Annotated in this window: 23 protein-coding genes; 5 read left to right on the top strand and 18 right to left on the bottom strand. The window is 70.9% G+C overall.

Translation table 11 applies throughout. From position 1 onward, the window contains the following. Positions 1-89: 89 nt before the first annotated feature. Together ptsP and D8I30_RS06450 are read right to left on the bottom strand one after the other, a co-directional pair. Positions 90-2,369, bottom strand: coding sequence for a phosphoenolpyruvate--protein phosphotransferase (gene ptsP / locus D8I30_RS06455; protein ID WP_121482012.1), 2,280 nt, complete (start codon positions 2,367-2,369; stop codon positions 90-92). Between the two features lie 76 nt (positions 2,370-2,445). Beyond that, positions 2,446-3,732: an aspartate kinase gene (locus D8I30_RS06450; protein WP_121482011.1), complete on the bottom strand. Its 1,287-nt coding sequence runs from the start codon at positions 3,730-3,732 to the stop codon at positions 2,446-2,448. Between the two features lie 56 nt (positions 3,733-3,788). Here D8I30_RS06450 and ubiG point away from each other — a divergent pair, with 56 nt between their 5' ends. Next, complete coding sequence (gene ubiG / locus D8I30_RS06445; protein ID WP_121483419.1) at positions 3,789-4,607, top strand: bifunctional 2-polyprenyl-6-hydroxyphenol methylase/3-demethylubiquinol 3-O-methyltransferase UbiG; 819 nt, start codon at positions 3,789-3,791, stop codon at positions 4,605-4,607. A 4-nt stretch (positions 4,608-4,611) separates the two neighbouring features. Here ubiG and D8I30_RS06440 read toward each other — a convergent pair whose 3' ends face one another. Genes D8I30_RS06440 through D8I30_RS06415 form a run of 6 tightly spaced genes read right to left on the bottom strand, consistent with a single transcriptional unit; the run spans position 4,612 to position 7,941 of the window. Next, positions 4,612-5,145, bottom strand: a complete 534-nt coding sequence (locus D8I30_RS06440; RefSeq protein ID WP_121482010.1) for a GNAT family N-acetyltransferase — start codon at positions 5,143-5,145, stop codon at positions 4,612-4,614. Next, positions 5,100-5,561, bottom strand: a complete 462-nt coding sequence (locus D8I30_RS06435; protein WP_121482009.1) for a DUF6265 family protein — start codon at positions 5,559-5,561, stop codon at positions 5,100-5,102. Before D8I30_RS06435 ends, D8I30_RS06440 begins: the two co-directional genes overlap by 46 nt. Positions 5,562-5,565: 4 nt before the next feature. Next, positions 5,566-6,000, bottom strand: a complete 435-nt coding sequence (locus D8I30_RS06430; protein WP_121482008.1) for a DUF1178 family protein — start codon at positions 5,998-6,000, stop codon at positions 5,566-5,568. Continuing rightward, complete coding sequence (locus D8I30_RS06425; RefSeq protein WP_121482007.1) at positions 5,997-6,839, bottom strand: carbon-nitrogen hydrolase family protein; 843 nt, start codon at positions 6,837-6,839, stop codon at positions 5,997-5,999. Before D8I30_RS06425 ends, D8I30_RS06430 begins: the two co-directional genes overlap by 4 nt. A 7-nt stretch (positions 6,840-6,846) precedes the next feature. Then, positions 6,847-7,104 (bottom strand): glutaredoxin 3, encoded by a 258-nt coding sequence (gene grxC, locus D8I30_RS06420; RefSeq protein ID WP_121482006.1) that lies wholly within the window; start codon positions 7,102-7,104, stop codon positions 6,847-6,849. A 30-nt stretch (positions 7,105-7,134) separates the two neighbouring features. Next, a complete protein-coding gene (locus D8I30_RS06415) occupies positions 7,135-7,941 on the bottom strand; it encodes a ComF family protein (RefSeq protein WP_121482005.1) in 807 nt (268 codons plus the stop codon). Here D8I30_RS06415 and D8I30_RS06410 point away from each other — a divergent pair. Beyond that, positions 7,940-8,830 (top strand): methyltransferase domain-containing protein, encoded by an 891-nt coding sequence (locus D8I30_RS06410; RefSeq protein ID WP_121482004.1) that lies wholly within the window; start codon positions 7,940-7,942, stop codon positions 8,828-8,830. The genes D8I30_RS06415 and D8I30_RS06410 overlap by 2 nt on opposite strands. A 9-nt stretch (positions 8,831-8,839) precedes the next feature. Here D8I30_RS06410 and D8I30_RS06405 read toward each other — a convergent pair whose 3' ends face one another. The 4 genes from D8I30_RS06405 to D8I30_RS06390 are packed head-to-tail and all read right to left on the bottom strand — an operon-like array spanning position 8,840 to position 11,777. Beyond that, positions 8,840-9,022, bottom strand: a complete 183-nt coding sequence (locus D8I30_RS06405; RefSeq protein ID WP_121482003.1) for a Flp family type IVb pilin — start codon at positions 9,020-9,022, stop codon at positions 8,840-8,842. Positions 9,023-9,049: 27 nt separating this feature from the next. Next, a complete protein-coding gene (locus D8I30_RS06400; RefSeq protein WP_121482002.1) occupies positions 9,050-9,466 on the bottom strand; it encodes a (deoxy)nucleoside triphosphate pyrophosphohydrolase in 417 nt (138 codons plus the stop codon). After that, positions 9,463-10,845 carry a bifunctional glutamate N-acetyltransferase/amino-acid acetyltransferase ArgJ gene (gene argJ / locus D8I30_RS06395; protein ID WP_121482001.1) on the bottom strand — a complete coding sequence of 461 codons (1,383 nt, stop codon included), beginning with the start codon at positions 10,843-10,845 and terminating at the stop codon, positions 9,463-9,465. Before argJ ends, D8I30_RS06400 begins: the two co-directional genes overlap by 4 nt. Then, positions 10,842-11,777, bottom strand: a complete 936-nt coding sequence (locus D8I30_RS06390) for a peptidylprolyl isomerase (protein ID WP_121482000.1) — start codon at positions 11,775-11,777, stop codon at positions 10,842-10,844. Before D8I30_RS06390 ends, argJ begins: the two co-directional genes overlap by 4 nt. Before the next feature lie 276 nt (positions 11,778-12,053). On the opposite strand from D8I30_RS06390, the gene secA reads away from it, so the two are divergent. Beyond that, complete coding sequence (gene secA / locus D8I30_RS06385; protein ID WP_121481999.1) at positions 12,054-14,906, top strand: preprotein translocase subunit SecA; 2,853 nt, start codon at positions 12,054-12,056, stop codon at positions 14,904-14,906. A 318-nt stretch (positions 14,907-15,224) separates the two neighbouring features. Then, positions 15,225-16,388, top strand: a complete 1,164-nt coding sequence (locus D8I30_RS06380; RefSeq protein ID WP_121481998.1) for a class V aminotransferase — start codon at positions 15,225-15,227, stop codon at positions 16,386-16,388. 4 nt (positions 16,389-16,392) lie between these two features. Here the strand turns inward: D8I30_RS06380 and D8I30_RS06375 are convergent, their stop codons facing one another. From D8I30_RS06375 to D8I30_RS06360, 4 genes are all read right to left on the bottom strand, one after another. Next, complete coding sequence (locus D8I30_RS06375; RefSeq protein WP_121481997.1) at positions 16,393-17,166, bottom strand: hypothetical protein; 774 nt, start codon at positions 17,164-17,166, stop codon at positions 16,393-16,395. 47 nt (positions 17,167-17,213) lie between these two features. Next, entirely contained in the window at positions 17,214-17,687 is a 474-nt protein-coding gene (locus D8I30_RS06370; RefSeq protein WP_121481996.1) for a GNAT family N-acetyltransferase, read from the bottom strand. 68 nt (positions 17,688-17,755) lie between these two features. Beyond that, positions 17,756-18,643 carry an alpha/beta hydrolase gene (locus tag D8I30_RS06365; RefSeq protein ID WP_121481995.1) on the bottom strand — a complete coding sequence of 296 codons (888 nt, stop codon included), beginning with the start codon at positions 18,641-18,643 and terminating at the stop codon, positions 17,756-17,758. A 5-nt stretch (positions 18,644-18,648) separates the two neighbouring features. After that, positions 18,649-19,146, bottom strand: a complete 498-nt coding sequence (locus D8I30_RS06360; RefSeq protein ID WP_121481994.1) for a Fur family transcriptional regulator — start codon at positions 19,144-19,146, stop codon at positions 18,649-18,651. A gap of 155 nt (positions 19,147-19,301) precedes the next feature. Between D8I30_RS06360 and D8I30_RS06355 the strand changes: the two genes are divergently transcribed. Then, positions 19,302-20,090 (top strand): SapC family protein, encoded by a 789-nt coding sequence (locus D8I30_RS06355; protein ID WP_121481993.1) that lies wholly within the window; start codon positions 19,302-19,304, stop codon positions 20,088-20,090. A 129-nt stretch (positions 20,091-20,219) separates the two neighbouring features. Here D8I30_RS06355 and D8I30_RS06350 read toward each other — a convergent pair whose 3' ends face one another. Together D8I30_RS06350 and D8I30_RS06345 are read right to left on the bottom strand one after the other, a co-directional pair. Next, complete coding sequence (locus tag D8I30_RS06350) at positions 20,220-20,627, bottom strand: MaoC family dehydratase (protein ID WP_121481992.1); 408 nt, start codon at positions 20,625-20,627, stop codon at positions 20,220-20,222. Between the two features lie 29 nt (positions 20,628-20,656). Beyond that, the gene (locus tag D8I30_RS06345) at positions 20,657-21,679 is read right to left on the bottom strand and encodes an NADP-dependent oxidoreductase (RefSeq protein WP_121481991.1); all 1,023 of its coding nucleotides are present in this window, start codon (positions 21,677-21,679) and stop codon (positions 20,657-20,659) included. Positions 21,680-21,688: the final 9 nt, after the last annotated feature.

Below are 21,688 nucleotides of genomic sequence, written 5' to 3'. Positions count from 1 at the left end.
GGTTCCGTCAGGCAGGGGCACCCGTGCGCCCGCCCCTTTCGCTTAGACGAGGCTTGGGGCGCGGGCAACGCGGGAAAGACGGCGCCGCTTCAGACGTCGACGTTCAGCTTGCGGGCCAGGGATTCGATCTCGCCGCGCACCGAGCCGGCCGAGGAGCCCAGCAGCACGTTCATGCCGCGTCGGGCCGCGTTCAGGTCGGCCGACAGGATCATCCGCTTGACCGGCCCCACCCCGCCGGCGGGCGCCGACAGCCGGTTGTAGCCCAGGGTGATCAGGGCGAAAGCCTCCAGCGGGCGGCCCGCCAGTTCGCCGCAGACCGAGACGGGCGTGGCGCTGTCGGCGCACTTCTGCTGGATCTCGGCCAGGGCGCGCAGGGCGGGCGGCGACAGGGGGTCGTAGCGGTCCGACACCAGCGGATTGGTCCGGTCGGCGGCGAACATATACTGCATCAGGTCGTTGGTGCCGACCGAGACGAAGTCGGTCAGCGGCAGCAGGGCGTCCAGATGCCACAGCAGGCTGGGGCATTCGATCATGGCCCCGACGCGCAGCAGGGACGGCAGGGGCCGCCCGCGACGCCGCGCCCAATCGCATTCGACATCGACCAGTTCGCGCGCGGCGCGGAACTCGTCCACCGTGGCGATCATGGGGAACATGACGCGCAGCTCGCGCCCGGCGGCGGCGGTCAGCAGGGCGCGCAGCTGCATCCGCAGCAGGGCCGGACGATCGAGGCCCAGCCGGACGGCGCGACGACCCAGGGCGGGGTTCTCCTCGCGCTCGTTCTCCAGATAGGGCAGGACCTTGTCGCCGCCGATGTCCAGGGTGCGGAAGGTGACGGGCCGGTCGCCCGCCGCGTCCAGCACCAGCTTGTAGAGCGCCGTCTGGGCGGTCAGCCGGGGCAGTTCGTCCGAGACCATGAACTGGAACTCGGTGCGGAACAGGCCGATGCCCTCGGCCCCCGTCGCGTCCAGATTCTCCAGGTCCACGGCCAGGCCGGCGTTGGTCAGCAGGGTGATGCGCTGGCCGTCCCGGGTGACGGCCGGGATGTCGCGCAGCTGGTCGAACTCGGCGCGGCGCTGCTCGCGCACGGCCATGCGGCTCTCGACCGCCGCCAGCATATCGGGGCGGGGCCGCAGATAGGCTTCGCCCGTCTCCCCGTCGACGATGACCTGATCGCCCTCGGACAGGCGGTCGCGCAGGCCCTGCAGGCGGCCGACGCAGGGAATCTGCAGGGCGCGGGCGACGATGGCCGCGTGGCTGGCGGCCGAGCCTTCTTCTAGCAGCAGGCCGCGCAGCTTGTGACGCGGATACTCCAACAGGTCGGCCGGACCCAGGTTGCGCGCCACCAGGATGGCGTCGTCGGGCAGGTCGCGCTGGCCCGGATTGTCGCCCGCCAACACCCGCAGCAGGCGGTTGGCCAGGTCCTCGAAGTCGTGCAGCCGCTCGCGGATATAGGGGTCGCGGGCGTTGGCGAAGCGGGCGCGGTGCTCGTTGCGGACGCGGTCGACGGCGGCCTCGGCCGTCAGGCCCGAGCGCACCGCCTCCTCCAGCGACCGGTTCCAGCCCCGGTCGTCGGCGAACATCCGATAGGTCTCGAGCACTTCGTAAGGCGTGCCGCCCAGCTTGCCCTGGCTGCCTTCCAGCAGGGCGTCGATGCTGGAGCGCAGTTCGTCCAGGGCCTGCTGAAGCCGGGCCTCCTCGGCCACGGGGTCGTCGGACAGCAGCTGCTCGGGGGCCAGGGGCGCCTCGTGCAGGACCGCCCGGCCGAAGGACAGGCCCTCGGCGAACTTCTGACCGCGCAGGCGTTCGGGCCGGTGGGGCGCCACCTCGACGTCGCGCAGCTCGGCCTGGGCCAGAAGCTCGCCCGAGGCGACCGTCTCGGCCAGGACCATGGCGATGGTCTGGATGTCCTCGACCTCTTCCTCGTCATAGCGACGGGCGGCGCGGTTCTGGACGACCAGGACGCCGATGGCCCGGCCGCCGCGCAGCAGCGGCGCGCCGAGGAAGGCGTGGAAGGGGTCTTCGCCCGTCTCGGGGCGATAGGAGAAGCTGGGGTGCGACGGGGCGTCGGACAGGCTGATCGGCTGGGCCAGGCGGGCCACCTCGCCGACCAGGCCCTCGCCGGGGCGCAGGCGGGTGTTGTGCACGGCCTCGGGGTTCAGACCCTCGGTGGCGAACAGTTCGAGCTCGCCCGAAGCGCGCCGCAGATAGATGGAGCAGACCTCGGCCACCATGGACCGGGCGATGATGCGGACCACCATGTTCAGGCGATCCTGGGCGGGGACGGCGCCATGGGCGCCGGCCAGGGCCTCGCGGATCTGACGCAGCAGGAGACGCGGCCCCCTCGCCGTCACTACCGCGCCCTTGCCCATCACCGCTCCTGTCCTGCCGCCCCGTTCCGGTTTTTCAGAGGCCAGCCTCCCAGATAGGGCGGCCTCATCGGACATCCTAGTCCGCGTCCAATCCATAGGCGGCGTGCAGCGCCCGCACCGCCAGTTCGGCGTAGTCCGAATCGATCAGCACGCTGATCTTGATCTCCGAGGTGGAGATGGCCTGGAACTTGATGCCCTTGTCGGCCAGGGCGCGGAACATGGTCTGGGCCACGCCGGCGTGGCTGCGCATGCCGACGCCGATGACCGAGACCTTGGCCACGTCGTCGTCGACGCGCAGCTCCTCGAAGCCGATCTCGGCCTTCGCGGCGGTCATCAGGTCCGCGGCGCGGCGCGCGTCGCGGCGGCCCGTGGTGAAGGTCAGGTTGACCGCGCCTTCGGTGCGGGCCTGGCTCTGCACGATCATGTCGACGTTGACCTCCGCCTCGGCCAGGCGGGTGAAGACGTCGGCCGGGGCGTCCGTGCGGTCCGACAGGCCCAGCAGCGTGATCCGGGCTTCGTCCCGGCTCATGGTCACGCCGGAAACGATGCGCTTTTCCACGATCTCATCCTCGTCGCAAATCAGGGTGCCGGCGTGTTGCGGCAGGTTTCCGTTTTCATCCGGCTCGATGAAGCTGGACAGGACGCGCACCGGCACGCGCTTGTGCATGGCCAGCTCGACCGAGCGGGTCTGCAGCACCTTGGCGCCGAGCGACGCCATTTCCAGCATCTCCTCGTAGGAGACGCGCTCCAGCCGCCGTGCGCGGCTCTGGATGCGCGGGTCGGTCGTATAGACGCCGTCCACGTCGGTGTAGATGTCGCACGGCGCGCCGAGCGCCGCGGCGACCGCCACGGCCGAGGTGTCCGAGCCGCCCCGGCCCAGGGTGGTGATGCGCCCGTCGCGGGTCACGCCCTGGAAGCCCGGCACGATGGCGATCTCGCCCGCGTCGACGGCGGCGCCCAGCGCGTCGCCCTGCACGTCCTCGATGCGGGCGCGGCCGTGGGCGTCGTCGGTCAGGATCGGAATCTGCCAGCCCATCCAGCTGCGCGCCTTCAGGCCCATGTTGCGCAGGGTCAGGGCCAGCAGGCCCGAGGTCACCTGCTCGCCCGAGGCGACCACCACGTCATATTCGTCGTCCGACAGGGCGCCGTCGCCGTAGAGGCCCGGCGCGGCGGCGCCGACGCCGTCGGTCCAGGCCACCAGCTCATTGGTCTTGCCCGCCATGGCCGAGACGACCACGGCGACGCCCTTGCCCCTGGCGGCCTCGGCGGCGACGATGCGCGCCGCACGACGGATGCGTTCCAGGTCGGCCATGGAGGTGCCGCCGAACTTCATCACCAACCGGTTCGTGTCGGCCCGCGTCATCCTGGCGTCTGATCCCCTGCTTGCATGGCGGGCGCAGGCGGTCCATGCCTCTGCCCATGCCCGCTTCTACCGACAGCCTCGATCCGCGCAAACCCCAAAGCGAAGAGGGTTTTTCATCCTTTGCTACTGATCGTGCCGAAGGGCCGAGCATTGATCCTGCCGACGTCGCCCGTTTTTCCGCCCAGGCGGCCGAATGGTGGGACCCCAAGGGCCCCTTCGCCCCCCTGCACCGCTTCAATCCCGCGCGGCTGAAATTCGTGCGCGACCGGGCCGCCGAACACTTCGACCGCGACGTGCGCGCGCGGGCGCCCTTCGCCGGGCTCAGCCTGATCGACATCGGCTGCGGCGGCGGGCTGATCGCCGAGCCGATGCGGCGGATGGGCTTCGACGTCACCGCCATCGACGCCTCGTCCGAGAACATCGGCACGGCCCGCGCCCATGCCGACCAGGTCGGGCTGGACATCGCCTATCGCGCCGCCACGGTGGAGCAGATGGTCGAGGCCGGCGCCGGACCGTTCGACGTGGTCCTGACCCTGGAAGTGATCGAGCACGTCGCCGACCCGGAGGCCTTCATCCGCGCCTGCTCGAAGCTGATCAAGCCGGGCGGGATGATGATCGTCGCCACCCTGAACCGCACGCTGAAAGGGCTGCTGCTGGGCAAGGTCGCGGCGGAATACGTGCTGCGCTGGGTGCCCGCCGGGACCCACGACTGGCGCCAGTTCCTCAAGCCCGAGGAACTGCGCGCCATGCTGGATGGCGAGCCCCTGACCGTCACCGGCCCCTATGGCCTGGCCTATGACCCGCTGAACGACCGCTGGAGCGAGGGCGACGACGTGGGCATCAACTATATGATGATGGCGACGCGGGCCGCCTGATCCCTCAGAGCGGCCGGACCATGTAGCGGGCGTCGTCGCCGTAGCTGGCCAGCTTCTCGGCCATGCCGGGCGGGGTCTGGATCTCGAAGCCGTTGCGGCTCCAGAAGGCCGAGGCGTCGTTGACCGCCACCAGGGCGATGGCCGGCCAGCCCGCGGCCCCGGCCTGTTCGGCCAAGCGCTCGATCACAGGCCTGGTGCAGCCGCCGCCGCGCGTGTCCGGGTGCAGGGCCAGGTCGTGCAGATAGAGGACCTCGGCGTCGGCGGGGATGGCGTCGATCAGCACGTTCAGCGGCGGCGCCGCGTTCCGCCGCCACGGATAGGCGACCAGATAGCCCATGACCGGCCCGGCCTCGGCGGCCAGGACGAAGCAGCCCTCGGGATGCAGCGCCAGGCGGTTGGCGAAGCAGGCGCGCTCTTCCGGATGATCGGGGAAGGACAGCTGGGCCACCGCGACCACGCCGTCGAGGTCGTCCGGCGTCATCGGCCGCCAGGTCAATGAGGACAGCGGGCGTTCAGCTCCGCCCTGTTGAATCGCCATTGCGCGCTCCGGTTCTCGTCGTCGGCCGCCCCTTCGATCCGGGCGGTCAGCACATCACCCGCGCGCTCATAGAGGATGCGGCGTGGAAAATCGTGGTCCGGATTGGCGAAGACGACGCGGTTCGGACCGCTGTCGACCAGGCGGAAGACCGTCACGGGCGCCCCGCCGGGTTGGGCGAAATAGGCCAGGCCGCCGTCCGGCAAGGGTCCGATGCGGGCGCTCTCGAAGCCGCTGCGGCCGTTGCGCACCGTCACCGTGTGGCCGACGATCAGACCCGCGCGCGGGTCGCTCCAGGTCTCGGACGCCTCGCGCCCGCCGGAGCAGTCCAGCCAGTAGCCGGCCAGCCAGGACAGGTCGGGGGCCGGAGCTGACGCCGTCTGCAGCGCGGCCGCGGCCAGGGCGATCATCAGGGACATCGGGTCAGTTCGCCTTCTTGGGGTCGGGCGGCAGGCTGGGCAGGGGAGCGCAGGGCACGCCGTCGTCCTTGAGCTTCTTGATCTCGGCGGGGGTGGCCTCGCCGTAGATTTCGCGCTTCTCGCTGCGGCCTTCGTGGATGTCGCGGGCCTCGCGGGCGAAGGCGTCGCCAACGTAGTCGAAATTCCGCTCGACGTGGTCGCGCACCTCGCGCGCGGCCTGCATCATCATGCCCTGCATCCGCGCCATGGCGTCGGGCGAGGGCGCGGTCTTCTTGGTGCCGGAAACGGCCGGGGCCATCACCTGCTTGCGCACGACGGTCGAGCCGCAGAAGGGGCATTCGATCAGGCCGCGCCCCGCCTGGTCGTCGAAGTCGGACGAGGAGGCGAACCAGGCCTCGAAGCCGTGGTCGTGGTCACAGGACAGGGCGTAGCGGATCATGGCGTCGGCAGGTCGAAATCGCGGTCGTGGAGCAGGGACGGCACCGCGCCGCGCGCCCGCTCCACGGCGCTCATGTCCAGCTTTGCGTGGACAAGGCAAGGCTCGTCGTGGTCGGCGCGGGCGATGACCTGGCCCCAGGGGTCGACGACCAGGGAGCGGCCCCAGGTCCGGCGGCCGTCCTCGTGCGTCCCGCCCTGGGCCGGGGCCAGGACGAAGGCCCCCGTCTCGATGGCGCGGGCGCGCAGCAGGGTCTCCCAGTGCGCCTCGCCGGTCGGGCGGGTGAAGGCGGCCGGGACGGCGATCAGCGAGGCCCCCGCCTTGGCCAGGCCGCGATACAGATGCGGGAAGCGCACGTCGTAGCAGATGCTGAGGCCCAGCCGCCCCCAGGGGGTGTCGGCGACCACGGCCGCCTCGCCCGGCCGCACCGCAGCGCTCTCGCGATAGGTCTCGCCGCCCGGCAGGTCGACGTCGAAGACGTGCAGCTTGTCATAGCGGGCGGCGACGGCGCCGGTCGGGTCGAGCAGCAGGGAGCGGTTGGCGGCGCGGGCGTCGCCCTCGACCCCCGAGCGCACCAGGACCGAGCCGACCGCCAGCCAGACGCCCAGCTCGGCGGCCAGGCCCTTCAGCCCAGCGACGGCGGGATCGGCGGCCTCGTCCGCCAGGGCGGCGTCGCGCAAGGCCCGACGCTGCTCCAGGAGGTTGGTCCCCTCGGGCGTCGCGATCAGCTTCGCGCCCTCGGCCGCCGCCCGGCGGATCAGGGGCTCGACATGCACCAGCCCCGCGGCCGCCGTCGCCGGCGTGCGCGTCTGGACCAGGGCGATGTCGAGCGTTTCAGCCATGCGTCGTTCAGGCCGCCAGCAGGGGATCGAGCCCGCCCTTGCGGTCCAGGGCGTGGATGTCGTCCGAGCCGCCGACGTGCTTTCCGTCGATGAAGATCTGCGGGAAGGTGGCCGCGCCGCCCGACCGCTCCACCATCTCGGCCTTCTTGTCGGGATCGTTGGAGGCGACGATCTCGGTGTAGGCCGCGCCCTTGCGGTCCAGCAGGGCCATGGCGCGGACGCAATAGGGGCAGCCGGGCTTGGTGTAGATGACGACTTCAGCCAACGCAGATCTCCTTACGGGGTCGGTTCCCCCTCATTTAGGCGGTTCGCGCGCGGTTCGCACCCTCGCGATCACCGCCAGGTCCACGGCGCGGGCGCCGGCCGCGATCAGCGCCCGCGCGCAGGCCTCGGCCGTGGCCCCGGTCGTCAGCACGTCGTCGACCAGAAGGATCCGCCGCCCCTTGATCCGCCGCCGCCCCGCCTCGGTGACGGAAAAGGCCTGACGCACGTTCAGGCGGCGGCCGCGCGCCGACTTGCCGCCCTGGCTGGCGGTGGGCCGGGCCCGCGCCAGGGCGTCGGGCAGGTAGTCGAGCCGGGCGGCGCGGGCCAGGGGCCGGGCCACCTCGGCGGCCTGGTTGAAGCGGCGGGCCAGCAGGCGCGAGCGATGCAGGGGCACGGGGACCACGGCGTCGGCCGTCTCGATCAGGGGCGCGGCCGAACGGCTGATCCAGCGCGCGAACAGGGGGGCGAACTGCTGCTGGTCGCCGTGCTTGAACTTCAGGATCACAGCGCGCGAGGCCTCGTCATAGACGCAGGCGGCCCGGGCGCGTGCGAAGGCATAGGGGGCGGCCAGGCAGGCGGCGCAGCGCTCGGACGCGAAATCCCCGCCGTCGTATTCAAAGGCCGCGCCACAGCCGTCGCAGACCGGGGCCTCCAGAAAGGCGACCCGGCTCCAGGCGTCGGGCGACAGGCCCGCCGAGGCGGCCGCCGCGCGGCTGTCGTGAGCCAGGGGCGGCAGCAGCAGGTCGAGCAGGACTCGTCCCGCATCGCGCCCGCCGGATGCTAAAGGCGCGATCACGCCTTTTAATCGACCTCGCCAGCCCCCATCCTGAACCGACATGAGCGCCCCCTCCTCCGGTCCCCCGATCCTGTTCGACGCCCGCCGACGCGCCGCCCGCCTGGCGCGCGCCGCGACCCTGTTTCCCCGCGCGGACTTCCTGCACCAGCGCGCGGCAGAGAACGCCGTCGACAGCCTGGCCGTCATCCTGCGCGAGTTTCAGGCGCCCGTCGACCTGTCGCCCCACCCCGGCGTCTTCGCCCGCGCCCTGGCCGACAGCCCGGCGCGCGACCGGGCAGCCGAGGTCCGCGCCGTCGGCTCGACGGCCGAGCGCGCCGCGCCGGGCGCCGGGCCCCTGGCGCTGGAGGACCAGTCGGCCGACCTGATCGTCAATCTGCTGGGCCTGCACTGGGCCAACGACCTGCCCGGCGCCCTGGCGCAGATTCGCCGCGCCCTGAGACCCGACGGCCTGTTCGTGGCCAGCCTGTTCGGCGCGGCGACGCTGAAGGAGCTGCGCGGCGTGCTGACCGAGGCCGAGTTGGAGGTCCGCGGCGGGGCCCAGGCCCGCGTCTCGCCCTTCGCCGACGGCTTCGACGGGGCGGGTCTGCTGCAGCGGGCGGGCTTCGCCCTGCCGGTCAGCGACGTGGATCGGGTCACGGTGCGCTACCCTGACCTGTTCGCCCTGATGCGCGACCTGCGGGCCATGGGCGAGACCAACGTCCTGGCCGGGCCGATCCGACCGCTCAGCCGCCCCGTCCTGGCCCGCGCGGCCCAGCTCTACGCCGAACGCCACGCCGAGGCGGACGGGCGCATCCCCGCGACCTTCGAGATGGTGCACCTGGCGGGATGGGCGCCGCACGAAAGCCAGCAGAAGCCCGCCAAGCGCGGCTCGGCCAAGACTCGGCTGGCAGATGCTCTGGGGGTGCGGGAACAGACCGGCGAAGACGGCTGACCCGGCCGGTCAGACGCCGTCGATGGCGTTGCTGATGGCCGTGCTGACGAGGTCGTACATGGCCGTCGACTTGTCGGCGAAGGCCGTGACGGCGGCGAGAATGACGAGGAAGATCAGGGCGCAGATCAGGCCGTATTCAATGGCCGTGGCGCCGCTGTCGTCGCGATGGAAGCGTCCGATGAATTCTCGCATCCGGCCCCTCCCTCGGCGGCTCGTCCGTCAGAGCAGATCGCGCAGCCAGGCGATCAGCGGTTCGTCGGCCGGAGGCATGGGATAGGCCGACAGCTTGTCCGGCTTGACCCAGGCCAGGCCCGCGTGCTCGCGCGCCTCGACCACGCCGGACCAGCGCCGGCACAGATACAGTGGCATCAACAGGTGAAAGGAATCGTAAGCGTGACTGGTAAACACGAAGGGGGCCAGGCAGGCCTCCTTCACGTCGATTCCCAGTTCTTCCTTCAGCTCGCGGATCAAGGCGGCTTCGGGCCGCTCGCCCGGCTCGACCTTGCCGCCGGGGAATTCCCACAGGCCCGCCAACTGCTTGCCCTCGGGCCGTTTGGCGATCAGCACCCGGCCGTCCGGGTCGATCAGGGCGACGGCGACGACGAGAACGGTGGGGACGGCAGGCGTCTCGCTCACGAGCGATAGTCCCCGTTGATCTCGATGTAGCGTTTGGTCAGGTCGCAGGTCCACACGGTGGCCGAGGCGCGGCCCGAGGCGACGTTCACGGTGATGTCGATCTCGGGGTTCTTCATATAGGCGCTCATGACCGCCTCGTCGTAGTCAGGCGATGGGGCGCCGTCGACCGCCGCGACGTGGGGGCCGAAGCGGATGGCCAGACGGTCGCGGTCGACCGCCTCCTCCGTCTTGCCCACGGCCATGACGATGCGGCCCCAATTGGCGTCCTCGCCGGCGATGGCGGTCTTGACCAGGGGGCTGTCGGCGATCGACTTGGCCAGCTTGCGCGCCGAGGCGGGGCTGGCGGCGCCGTCGACCGTCACCTTGACGAATTTGGTCGCGCCCTCGCCGTCCTTCACCAGCTGGTGGGCCAAGTCGAGCATGACGGCGTCCAGAGCGGCCGAGAAGTCCTTCAGGCGGCGGTCGCCCACCCGGCCGATGCGCGGCGCGCCCGAGGCGCCGGTGGCGAACAGCAGGGCGGTGTCATTGGTCGAGGTGTCCCCGTCGACGGTGACGCTGTTGAAGGTGGTGCGGACGTGCAGGTTCAGCAGGGCCTTCAGCACCGGCGGGGCGATGTCGGCGTCGGTGGCGATGAAGGCCAGCATGGTCGCCATGTCCGGCGCGATCATGCCCGAGCCCTTGGCGATCCCGGCGATCTTCACCTTCACGCCCTCGATCTCGCACTCGGCGTAAGACCCCTTGGGGAAGGTGTCCGTGGTCATGATGCCGAGACCGGCCTTCGCCCAGGCGTCCGCCTTCAACCCCGCCTCGACCTCGGGCAGGCGGGCGGTGATCTTGGTGTCGTCCAGCACCACGCCGATGACCCCGGTCGAGGCCAGCATGACGTCGCGCTGGCGGCAGCCGAAACGCTTGGCCACCTCGGCGGCGGTGCGGCGGGCGGCGTCGGCCCCGGCCTTGCCGGTGAAGGCGTTGGCGCAGCCGGCGTTGACGACCAGGGCCCTGACCCCCTCGCCGCCCTTGTCCGTCTCCAGCTGGCGCTTGCACCAGTCGACCGGGGCCGAGCCGACCTTGTGCCGGGTGAAGACGCCGGCGCAGGACGCGCCCTCGGGGAAGCGGAAGACCACCAGATCGTCGCGCTCGTGCTTGTAGAAACCGGCGCGCGCCGTGGCGATCTCGACCCCGCCGATCGGCGGAATCGTCGGGAAGGGCACGGCCAGCGGCGAGACCATCAGCCCGGGCTTGCCCGGCGCGGCGGCCGGCGTAGAGGCCGGCTGGGTGGCGCGCTTCAGGGCCGAGGCCAGGGGATCCAGCGCCTTTTCGATGGCGGACTCGATCTTCTTGCCGGCCGAGGCGGGCTTGGAGGCGGGGGGCAGGCTCATGAGGCGGTTCCGGCGGCGGAGGGCGGAGCGGGAGGAGTCGGCGCGGCGGCCGCACCAGGCTGGGCGGCGCCGGGCTGGGCGGCGCCGTCCAGGGTGATTTCGACCTTGGCCTTGCCACGCAGCTGCTCCAGCAGTTGGCGCACGCCTTCATAGGTCAGATAGCGGATGATCTGGGGCCGGGCCTGCTCCAGCGTCGGGGGCGTCTCGACGCGGCGATCCTCGACCTTGAGCACGGCCCAGCCGGTCTCGGTCTGGATCGGGCCGACGACCGAGCCGGGCGTCCGGCCCTGCAGGGCGGCGGCATAGGGGCCCGGCAGGACATCGAGCGTCGAATAGCCCAGGTCGCCGCCGGAATAGCGGGTGGCGTCGTCGATCGAGCGCTGGACAGCCACGGCCTCGAAGGCCGCGCCCTGCCCCAGGACGCCCAGGACGGCGTCGGCCTGATCCTTGGTCGGCGACAGAATCAGGCGCACGCGAATCTCCTCGGTGACGCGCGCCAGCCGCTGCTGTTCCTCGTGCAGACGCCGCACGGCCTGTTCCGACACGGCGCCGGCCACCACCTTCTCGACGAGCATGTCGCCGAGAATGCGTTCGCGTACGGCCTGCAGGCGGCGCTGGGCGGCGGGACTGGAATCCAGGCCGCGGCGCTCGGCCTCGCGGGCCAGAAGCTTCTGATCGACGACCTCGTCGAGGACCCGGCGGAACAGTTCGGACGAGACGTCCAGCGGCTCACCCTCGCCGATCAGACCCTGGGCCACCGCCTCGCGTCGCACGTCCGAGGCCCAGACGGAGCGGTCGTGCACCCGCGCCACGACGCGGTCGTGCTTCTCGGGCGCCGTGTCGTCGGCGCCGCGCCCGCAGGCGGCGACGCCGAGGGTCAGGCCCGCGGCGGCGACCAGAATCAGGCTGTGGAGGGGACGCGGCGCTCGCATCGGACGCTCCCAGGGCGAGGGTCAGGGACAGGCCGCCCGGGCGGCCGTTCGCCCTGCGCGGCGCGGCCTTGAACAAGGCCCTCGCGTTGACAGGGATAAGGGCGGTGCTTAAGTCCCGCCTGCGCCCAAGTCGAGGGGTTTTCGATCGTATGCGCCACCCTTCGCGCGCCCTGACTGCAGGGAGGGCCGGGGTCGGCGTCGATCCGGCCGTTCGACAGGGCGAGACCTGACTTTTTCTGAGCCTTCAGCCGCTCGACCGCCTGACCCGGATCGCCCATGCTCGGCTTCGCCAAGAAACTTCTCGGTTCCTCCAACGACCGCAAGGTCAAGGCCTTCATGGGCCAGGTCCAGAAGATCAACGCCCTGGAATCCAAGTTCGAGGCCTTCTCGGACGACGAACTGCGCATGATGACGCAGACGTTCAAGGACCGCATCGAAGCCGGCGAGAGCCTGGACAAGCTGCTGAACGAGGCCTTCGCCGTGGTGCGCGAGGCCTCCAAGCGCGTCCTGGGCCAGCGCCAGTACGACGTACAGATGGCCGGCGGCATGATCCTGCACGAGGGCGGCATCGCCGAGATGCGGACCGGCGAAGGCAAGACCCTGGTGGCCGTGGCCCCGGTCTATCTGAACGCCCTGCTGGGCAAGGGCGTCCACGTCGTCACCGTCAACGACTACCTGGCCCGCCGCGACGCCGACACCATGGGCCGCGTCTATCGCTTCCTGGGCCTGGAGGTCGGGGTCATCGTCAACGGCCTGAGCCAGGGCCAGCGGCAGATGGCCTACAACGCCGACATCACCTACGGCACCAACAACGAATTCGGCTTCGACTACCTGCGCGACAACCTGGTCTATGACCGTCGCGAGATGGTCCAGCGCGGCCACCACTACGCCATCGTCGACGAGGTCGACTCCATCCTGATCGACGAGGCGCGCACGCCCCTGATCATCTCCGGCCCGACCGAGGACCGTTCGGACTTCTACAAGATCGTCGACGGTCTGGTGAAGGAACTGGTCCAGGACAAGGCGACCTTCGACCTGGACGAAAAGCAGCGCCAGGCCCTGCTGACCGAACTGGGCTCGGAGCGCATCGAGGAGATGCTGGAAGCCGGCGGCCACCTGGCCGAGGACACGGCGGGCCTGTACGACCCGGCCAACGTCAGCCTGGTCCACCACGTCAACCAGGCCCTGCGCGCCAACACCCTGTACCAGCGCGACAAGGACTACATCATCAAGGACGGCGAGATCGTCCTGATCGACGAATACACCGGCCGCATGATGACCGGCCGCCGCCTGTCGGAAGGCCTGCACCAGGCCATCGAGGCCAAGGAAGACGTCAAGATCCAGCCCGAGAACCAGACCCTGGCCTCGGTGACGATCCAGAACTATTTCCGCCTCTACGACAAGCTGTCCGGCATGACCGGCACGGCCGCGACCGAGGCCCAGGAATTCCTCGACATCTACAAGATGGACGTCCTGGAGGTGCCGACCAACCGTCCGATCCAGCGCAAGGACTACGACGACGAGGTCTATCGCACCTTCAAGGAGAAGAATGCGGCCATCGCCGCCCAGATCGCCGAGTGCCACGTCAAGGGCCAGCCGATCCTGGTCGGCACCGTCTCGATCGAGAAGTCGGAAGAGCTGTCCGAGGTCCTGAAGACCTACGCCTACAAGGTCGAGACCGCCCGCACGCTCAAGCCCGAATACGTCGGCCGCGAGAAGGATGCGCAGAAGGTCGGCGACGAGGCCTATGACATCACCTACGTCACCGGCCGCGGCATTCCGCACAACGTCCTGAACGCGCGCCAGCACGAGCAGGAAGCCTATATCGTCGCCGACGCCGGCCTGCCGGGCGCCGTGACCATCGCCACCAACATGGCCGGCCGCGGCACCGACATCCAGCTGGGCGGCAACCTGGAGATGCGCGTCCAGCGCTGGACCCAGGAACAGCGCAACATGGCCGTCGAGGTCACGCCCGAGGCCCTGGCCGCCAAGGAGGCCGAGTTCAAGGCCGAGATCGCCGCCGCCAAGGAACAGGCCCTGGCCGCCGGCGGCCTGTTCGTCCTGGGCACGGAACGTCACGAAAGCCGCCGCATCGACAACCAGCTGCGCGGCCGGACCGGCCGCCAAGGCGACCCCGGCACCTCGAAATTCTACCTGTCGTGCGAAGACGACCTGCTGCGCATCTTCGCCGGCGACCGTCTGGACGCGATCATGAAGTCCTTCGGCGTGGCCGAGGGCGAGGCCATCAGCCACCCCTGGCTGAACCGCGCCGTCGAGACGGCCCAGAAGCGCGTCGAAGCCCGCAACTACGACATGCGCAAGAACGTGCTGAAGTACGACGACGTCGTGAACGACCAGCGCAAGGCCGTGTTCGAACAGCGCCAGGAGTTCATGGACTCCGAGGACCTGTCGGAGCTGGTCGCCGACTTCCGCAACGACGCGATCAACGACCTGGTCGAGCGCTACATGCCGCCCAAGGCCTACGCCGAGCAGTGGGACATCGACGGCTTGGACGAGAAGGTGAAGTCGACCCTGGGCCTTGAGCTGCCGCTGAAAGACTGGGCGGCCGAGGAAGGCGTCTCCAACGAGGAGATCGAAGAACGTATCCTGGCCGCTGCCGACGCCCGCGCCGCCGAGCGCCTGGCGCTGATCGGCGCCGACCAGACGCGCGGCCTCGAAAAGCAGTTCATGCTGCAGATGATCGACATGCAGTGGCGCGAGCACCTGGTCCACCTGGACCATCTGCGCGGCGTGATCGGCCTGCGCGGCTACGGCCAGCGCGACCCGCTGAACGAATACAAGACCGAGGCCTTCAACCTGTTCGAGGGCCTGCTGCACGATCTGCGCCACAATGTGACGCGCTGGCTGATGACGGTCGAGTTCCACTTCCAGCCGCCGCCGCAGATGGAGATGCCCGAGTTCCAGGAAATCCACCTGAACCCCGGCACCGGCGAGAACGAGATGCTGAACCCGATGGCCCAGAACCCCGAAGGCATGCTGACCGGCGACGACCGCTCCAGGCTGCCGGTCGAGGCCCTGCCCGTCGGCTGGGAACGCACCAGCCGCAACGGCGACTGCCCCTGCGGCTCGGGCCGCAAGTTCAAGCACTGCCACGGTAGCTTGATCTAAGGCGCTGCCGCGCCGCGCTACGCTCGCTGCTTGAGCGCCGACGAACGGAGAATGAGGCGGGTGTGCACGGCGCGCCCGCCTTTTTCTTTGGCCGCGTCCCTAAAGCCCTCCCCCTCGATGGGGGAGGGTTGGGTGGTGGTGAAGGCAACCCCTCTCATCAAGAAGCGCGGAGACGCCGACGTCTCCCGCCTTTTTCCTGAACCGTCGCGTTCACACCCCCATCCCTGCCCTTCCCCCATCGAGGGGGAAGGGAAGCAGGACCAGCCGCGCGCAAAACCGCCCGGTGACGCCGCCCGCCGCTCGGGTTAGCGTGGCGTCATGACCTTCAAGCCCCTGTTCTCGCGCGCGCTCGGCCTCGATCCCGAGCGGCTGCATTTCGCCGCCCACAGCCACCACCTGTGGCCCGACGCCAGCTTCGACGGCCAGGTCCAGGCCTGGGCCGAGGCCAACCGTTTCGCCGACCGCAAATGGGAGCTGATCTTCGGCGAAGTCATTCCAGAGGCGCAGGGTCATGTGGCCGCAGAACTGGGCCTGCCTTCGCCCGACAGTCTGATCTTCGCCCCCAACACCCATGAGATCCTGCTGCGCATCGTCTCGGCGGCGGACAAGGCGCCCGTGCGCATCCTGGCCACCGACGGCGAGTTCCACTCCTTCCGCCGCCAGTCGGAGCGCTGGGAGGAAGCCGGACAGGCCGTCGTCACCCGCGTGCCCCTGGCGCCGTTCGAGACCTTCGCCGAGCGCTTCGTCGCGGCAGCCCGAGCGGGCGGTCATGACCTCATCTTCGTCAGCCAGGTCTTCTTCCGCACCGGCGGCCTGTTCGACCGCATCGTCGACCTGGCGGCGCTGGCCGATCCGGCCGGGCCGTGGGTGGTGGTCGACGGCTACCACGGCTTCATGGCCACGCCGACCGACCTGTCGGCCGTGGCGGACAGGATCTTCTACCTGGCGGGCGGCTACAAATACGCCATGGCGGGCGAAGGCGCCTGCTTCCTGCACGCCCCGCCCGGCTTCGGCCCGCGCCCGGTCGTGACCGGCTGGTTCGCCGAGTTCGGCCATCTGGAAGGCCCGCCCGGCGGGGTCCAGTACCGCACCGACGGCGGCCGTTTCTGGGGCGCCACCTTCGACGCCAGCGCTCTTTACCGCTTCAACGCCGTGCGCCGGATGCTGGACCGGCAGGGCCTGACCACGGCGACGGTCGCCGACCATGCGCGCGGCCTCCAGGCCCGGTTCCAGGCGGCGGTCCAGGGCGGCCAGGCCGGAACGCTGGCCAGGGCCGAGATTCTCAACCCGGTCGAGGGGACGGCGCCGCGCGCCCGCTTCCTGGCCCTGCGCCACGCCGACGCCCCGCGCTGGAAGGCGGCCCTGCAGGACATGAACGTCATCGCCGACGTGCGCGATGACGTGATCCGCTTCGGCTTCGGCCTGTATCAGAGCGAGGAGGACGTCGATCGCCTGATCCACGCCTGCGCCCGCCTGGACTGAGGCGTCAGAAGAACAGGCTGTCGGCGTCGCGTTGCGCCTGGGGCGGATCGGCGCGGCGCGGCGCGGGCGCACGGCGCGGCGCGGCCGCCGCCCGGGTGGCCGCCACGGCCCCGTCGGACGCTGGATCGCCGGGCAGGCGCGGCGCGGGAGACAAGGCGGGCGCGTCGAACGCCGCGGCGAACGCCGGAACGGGCGCGGCCTCGGCCGGGGGCGGCCCCAGCCGGGGATAGGGCCGACCCGTCTCGGCCTCGCGGGCCGGAATAGCCTCGGCGACGACTGCGTCAGCGGCTGACGCCTCAGGGACCTGCCGCGCCAGCCGCTGACGCGCCTGGGCCCGGGCGCGCGGATGGTCGCATCGGCACAGCATCAGGCCGCCCGCGTCGCGCCAGATCAGCAGGGGACGGCGCGGCGGCTCGGCCCAACGCCGCGCCAGGCCTTCGATCTCGCGGGCCAGGAGCAGGTCCTCGGCGGGAACGAAGCGGAGGTCGCGTCCCTGGGCCGCCAGTTCCGGCGCGATCTGGGCCGTCCAGCCCTCGCCTCGCGAACCCGGCCCGCCGGGGTCATAAACATAGACCGGCGGCAGGCCGACGGCGGCCGGCCCCGCCGCCGCCTCCAGCCGCGCCTCGAACCCTTCGGGCGCGACGAGCCGCTGCGGCTCATGCCGCGCCGCCGCCAGCCACCAGGCGGCCAGGGCCACGCCCAGCATCAGCAGGCCCAGGACGGCGCCGATCAGCGATCCCAGCAGGAGGCGCGGCAGATGGGAAGAGGCGGCGGTCATCGTGCCCCAGGCCTACCACCGCACAGCTTGACGGCAAGCCCCGAGGCTCAGGCCGTCGTCCGCATGGCCTCGGCCGACCAGTGCACCACGACCTTCTCGGTCTGCGTCGCGCCGAGGCGGGCGTAGAAGCGCCGGGCTCCGTGATTGGCCGTCTTGACCTCCCAGCGCCCGCCCAGCCCCTCGACCGCAGCCTCGGCGGCGAAGGCCCGCATCAGGGCCTCGCCGACCCCGGCGCCGCGCGCCGCCTCGGCGACGAACAGGTCGTCGAGGTTGAAGTAATCCCTGCCCCGCCAGATGCCGTAAACCCGCGTCCAGGAGACGTATCCCGCCGCCCGGCCATCGAGTTCCGCCAGCAGGAAGGCGGCGCGCGGCGGCTGGGCCGCCAAGGCCTGCGCCAGGCTGGCGGGCGTGGCCGCCAGATAGGCCGCCTCGCCCTCGTGCTCGGCCAGGGCGCGCATCAAGGCATGGAGGTCCTCGGCGTCCGCCGCCGTGGCGCGGCGCACCGTGAGTTCTGGCGTCATGCGTTCGAAGCCCCCGTTCCCTGTTTGTTTTCCTAACGCGCCGCCGACGGCCCGCCAAGTGGAAAGGATCAGGCCGCCAGGTCGAACAGGGCGTCGCGCGTGATCTCGGCGTGGGTCATGGGGAACAGGTGGCCGCCGCCGGCCACGGTCTCCACGGCGACGCTCGGACGCCGCCGGGACGGCGGGACGGCGCACAGGCTTCCCGTCTCGGCCTTGAGGATACGCACCGCGCCGGGATAGCGGGCCAGGGCGCGCCAGGGGTCGTGCGCCTGGGCGGCGTAGTTGGAGGCCTCCCAGGCCGGGCGGCAGGCCAGCTCCATGCCCCGGTCCGTCTCGACCAGGCCGTCGGCCAGATAGTCGGCCAGGACGCGGTCCGGCCAGCCCTTGAAGGCGCCGCGCCCGCGATAGGCGGCCAGGGCCTGTTCGCGGCTGTCGAACAGGGCGCGCCGCTTCAGCGTGCCGGTGACGATGGGAAAGCGCCGCGACAGCCGCCCGACCAGGGGCAGGTTCAGGGCCGCCGTCATGGGACGCGGCCAGGCGACCGGATCGAGCAGCAGCAGGCGCGACACCCGCTCGGGCCGCTCGGCGGCGGCCAGCAGGCCGCTGGTCCCGCCGATGGAGTGGCCCGCCAGGGCGACAGGCGGGCCGTCGATCGCCGCCAGCAGGGCGATCAGGTCGTCGCGGTGATCCTTCCAGCTGCGCCGGCCCTCGGGCGCGGCGGGCAGGCGCGTGCGGCCGTGGCCGCGCAGATCAGGAGCCCAGATGCGCAGGGCGCCGGACAGGGGCTGGAGGAGAGAGCGGTAGGCGCCCGCGTTGAAGCCGTTGGCGTGGACGAAGACCAGGTCGACCGGGCGGGCGGGATCGCCGAAGTCCAGCACCGCCATCTCGCCCCCGCCCCAGCGGTTGTCGATGGGGACGGTGATCCGGCGCGGCGCGGCCAGGGCCAGATCGTCCATCGGCGTCAGGCCGCCACGCGGCAGGCCGGACAGCGGCCGTGGCCCTCGATGGTGGTGCGCTCGATGGCGTAGCCGGCGCCCGCGGCGGCCTGGGCGAAGGCGTCGCCGCCCTGGACCGCCACCTCCTCGGTGGCGCCGCAGCAGTCGCAGATCAGGAAGGCCGCCGCATGGCCCCGGTCTTCGCCGGTGGCGTCGGCGGTGCAGGCGACATAGGCGCTGATGGAGGCGATGCGGTGGGCCAGGCCGCGCTTCTCCAGGAACTCCAGGGCGCGATAGACGGTCGGCGGCTTGGCGGCCTGGCCGTCGGCGCCGTAGCGGGCGATCAGGTCATAGGCCTTGACCGGCTCGCCGGCCGTCAGCAGCAGCTCCAGCACCCGACGGCGCGGGGCGGTCATGCGCTCGCCCTCGGCGACGCAGCGCGCCTCAACGACGGCCAGGGCGTGCGCCACCTGGACGGCGTCGGGCCGGCTGTCGGCGTGTTCGTGATCGCAGGCGAGACCCATGGACTACAGCTAGGGGCTCGCGACGGACGCTGCAACCACATCCGGCGTCGCACCCGGCCGTCCGACGGCAGAGGTTGGGCGAACGGCGGCGTTTGCGGCGGCTTCGGCCATAGGCTAGAACACCCGACCTTTCTGTTCAGAAGATCCGACCTTCCATGACCGACGCCACCCAAGCGAACAGCCCCCTGTCGGGCAACGTCCTGTTCTATTCCCAGCCGGAGCCCCTGTCGGCCGAGGCCCACGGCAAGCTGGGCGTGACCCCGGCGGACAAGCCCTACGCCTTCGTCGCCCAGACCAATGTGGTGCCGCTGACGGTGACGGAGTTCGCCCCGGCCGCCCTGACCTATCCGATCATCTTCGTCGGCGACGCCAAGCAGCCGGTCGTGGCCATGGGCCTGAACGCCGGCGAGAACCTCTACATCGAGAACGGCGACTTCCGCCCGGACGCCTACATCCCGGCCTACGTCCGCCGCTATCCCTTCGTCTTCGCCAATGACGAGCAGGAAAAGCGCCTGGTGCTGTGCATCGACCGCGGCGCCTCCTTCGTCGTCGAAGGCGGCGAGACCCCCCTGTTCGAGAACGGCCAGCCCAGCGGCTACGTCAACTTCGGCATGGAGTTCTGCAACAACTTCGAGCAGGAGCGCCTGCGCACCGAGTCCTTCGTCAACCTGCTGAAGGAGATGGACCTGTTCGAGACGCGCGAGGCCAACTACACCCCGCGCAACGCCGACGGCTCGGCCGGCGCGCCGCAGAAGATCGCCGAATATTTCGCCGTCTCGGAAGACAAGCTGAAGGCCCTGCCGGCCGAGAAGCTGGCCGAGCTGCGCGACAACGGCGCCCTGGGCCAGATCTACGCCCACCTGGTGTCGCTGCTGGGCTGGGACCGCCTGATCGCCCTGGCCCTGACCCGCGCCGCCAAGCAGCCGGTCGCCGCCAACGCCTGAATTTCCTAGGGGCCTGACGCGCGTTCGCGCGGCTTGAGGCCCTTATGAAGTGATAAAATGGAAACGCCCCGTCGGACCCCGGCGGGGCGTTTTTTCATCCTTCTCCCGCAAGGGGAGAAGGGCGTGGTTTCACCGCCGCGCCACCAGCGCACGCGTCAGGCAGGAGAAGACCAGGCGGCCGGCCTCGTCGAGCAGGTCCTGCTGGGCGATGATCACGCCTTTTTCGTCGCCGACCGGGTCCTTGCCCATGACGGTCAGCCGCCCGCGCAGCAGCTCCCCGGCGGGCGGGTTGCGCAGGAAGCGCAGGCCGTCGACGGCCAGGGTCTTGGCCCCGGCCCAGCCGCTGGTGCGATCGGCGGCCAGGCGGCTCCACAGGGCGTAGACCATGGCCTCGGGCGCGCCGTAGGCGACGTCCCAGCCCGGCAGGAAGCGTTCGGCGAACAGGTCCAGCGCCCCGGCGTCCACGGCGCAGGCGCCCAGGGGGACGACCTGGCCGATCTCGAGGTCCTCGAAATGCACGTGCAGCGGCTCGGTCATTTCCTTCTCGTCCCTAGGTCCGTCCTCGCTCAGGCGGCCGGCTCCTCCGAAACCCGGACCAGCAGCTTGCCGTCATGATCGCCGGTGAACAAGCGGTTCAGCGAGCCGACCGCGCCTTCCAGGCCGTCGTCGACGTGGACCTTCCAGTGAATCTTTCCGTCCGTCAGCCAGGGGCCCATCTCGGCGACCATCTCCTTGGCGCGGTGGGCGTAGTCCAGGACCAGGAAGCCCTTCACCTCCAGCCGGTGGGTGATGAGGCGGGCGAAATTGGGCGAGGGCGGCATGCGGGTGGCGTTGTAGGCCGAGATCAGGCCGCAGACGGCCATGCGGCCATGCACCTTCAGCCGGTTCCAGACGGCGATCATGATGTCGCCGCCGACGTTCTCGAAATTGAGGTCGATTCCGTCCGGCGCCAGGCGGTCGAGGGCCGCGCCGACGTCCTCGTTCTTGTAGTCGACGGCGGCGTCGAAGCCGAGCTCCTCGGTCAGCCAGCGGCACTTGTCCGGGCCGCCGGCGACGCCGATGACGCGGCAGCCGCGCTGCTTGGCCACCTGGCCGGCGATCGAGCCGACCGCCCCCGCCGCCGCCGAGATCACCAGGGTCTCGCCCGCCTGCGCTTTCAGCACGTCGGTGACGCCGAAATAGGCGGTCATCCCCGTCATGCCGAGCACGGACATATTGGCGGTCAGCGGCAGGCCCGGCGCGCGGTGGACCGGCCGCAGGCCCGCCTCGGGCACGACGGCGTAGTCGGCCCAGGCGCCCGACAGGGGCATGACCAGGTCGCCCGCCTTGAACCGCTCGCCGCGCGACTGCTCGACCACGCCCAGCGTCAGGCCGCGCATGACCTCGCCCAGGCCGACCGGCGGCAGATAGCCTTCACTCTCGTTCATCCAGGTGCGGTTGGTCGGGTCAATCGACAGATAGATGGTGCGCACCAGCGCCTCGCCCGGCCGCAGGTCGGGGATCGGCGTCTCGACCAGCTCCAGGTCGCCGTCCTGGACCAGGCCCCGGGGGCGCTGACGCAGGATCCATTGGCGATTGCGCGAGCTCATGACCGTCTC

The sequence above is a fragment of the Brevundimonas naejangsanensis genome (assembly GCF_003627995.1).
Classification (GTDB): Bacteria; Pseudomonadota; Alphaproteobacteria; order Caulobacterales; family Caulobacteraceae; genus Brevundimonas; species Brevundimonas naejangsanensis_B.
This window is presented reverse-complemented; position numbering and strand designations above follow the sequence as displayed.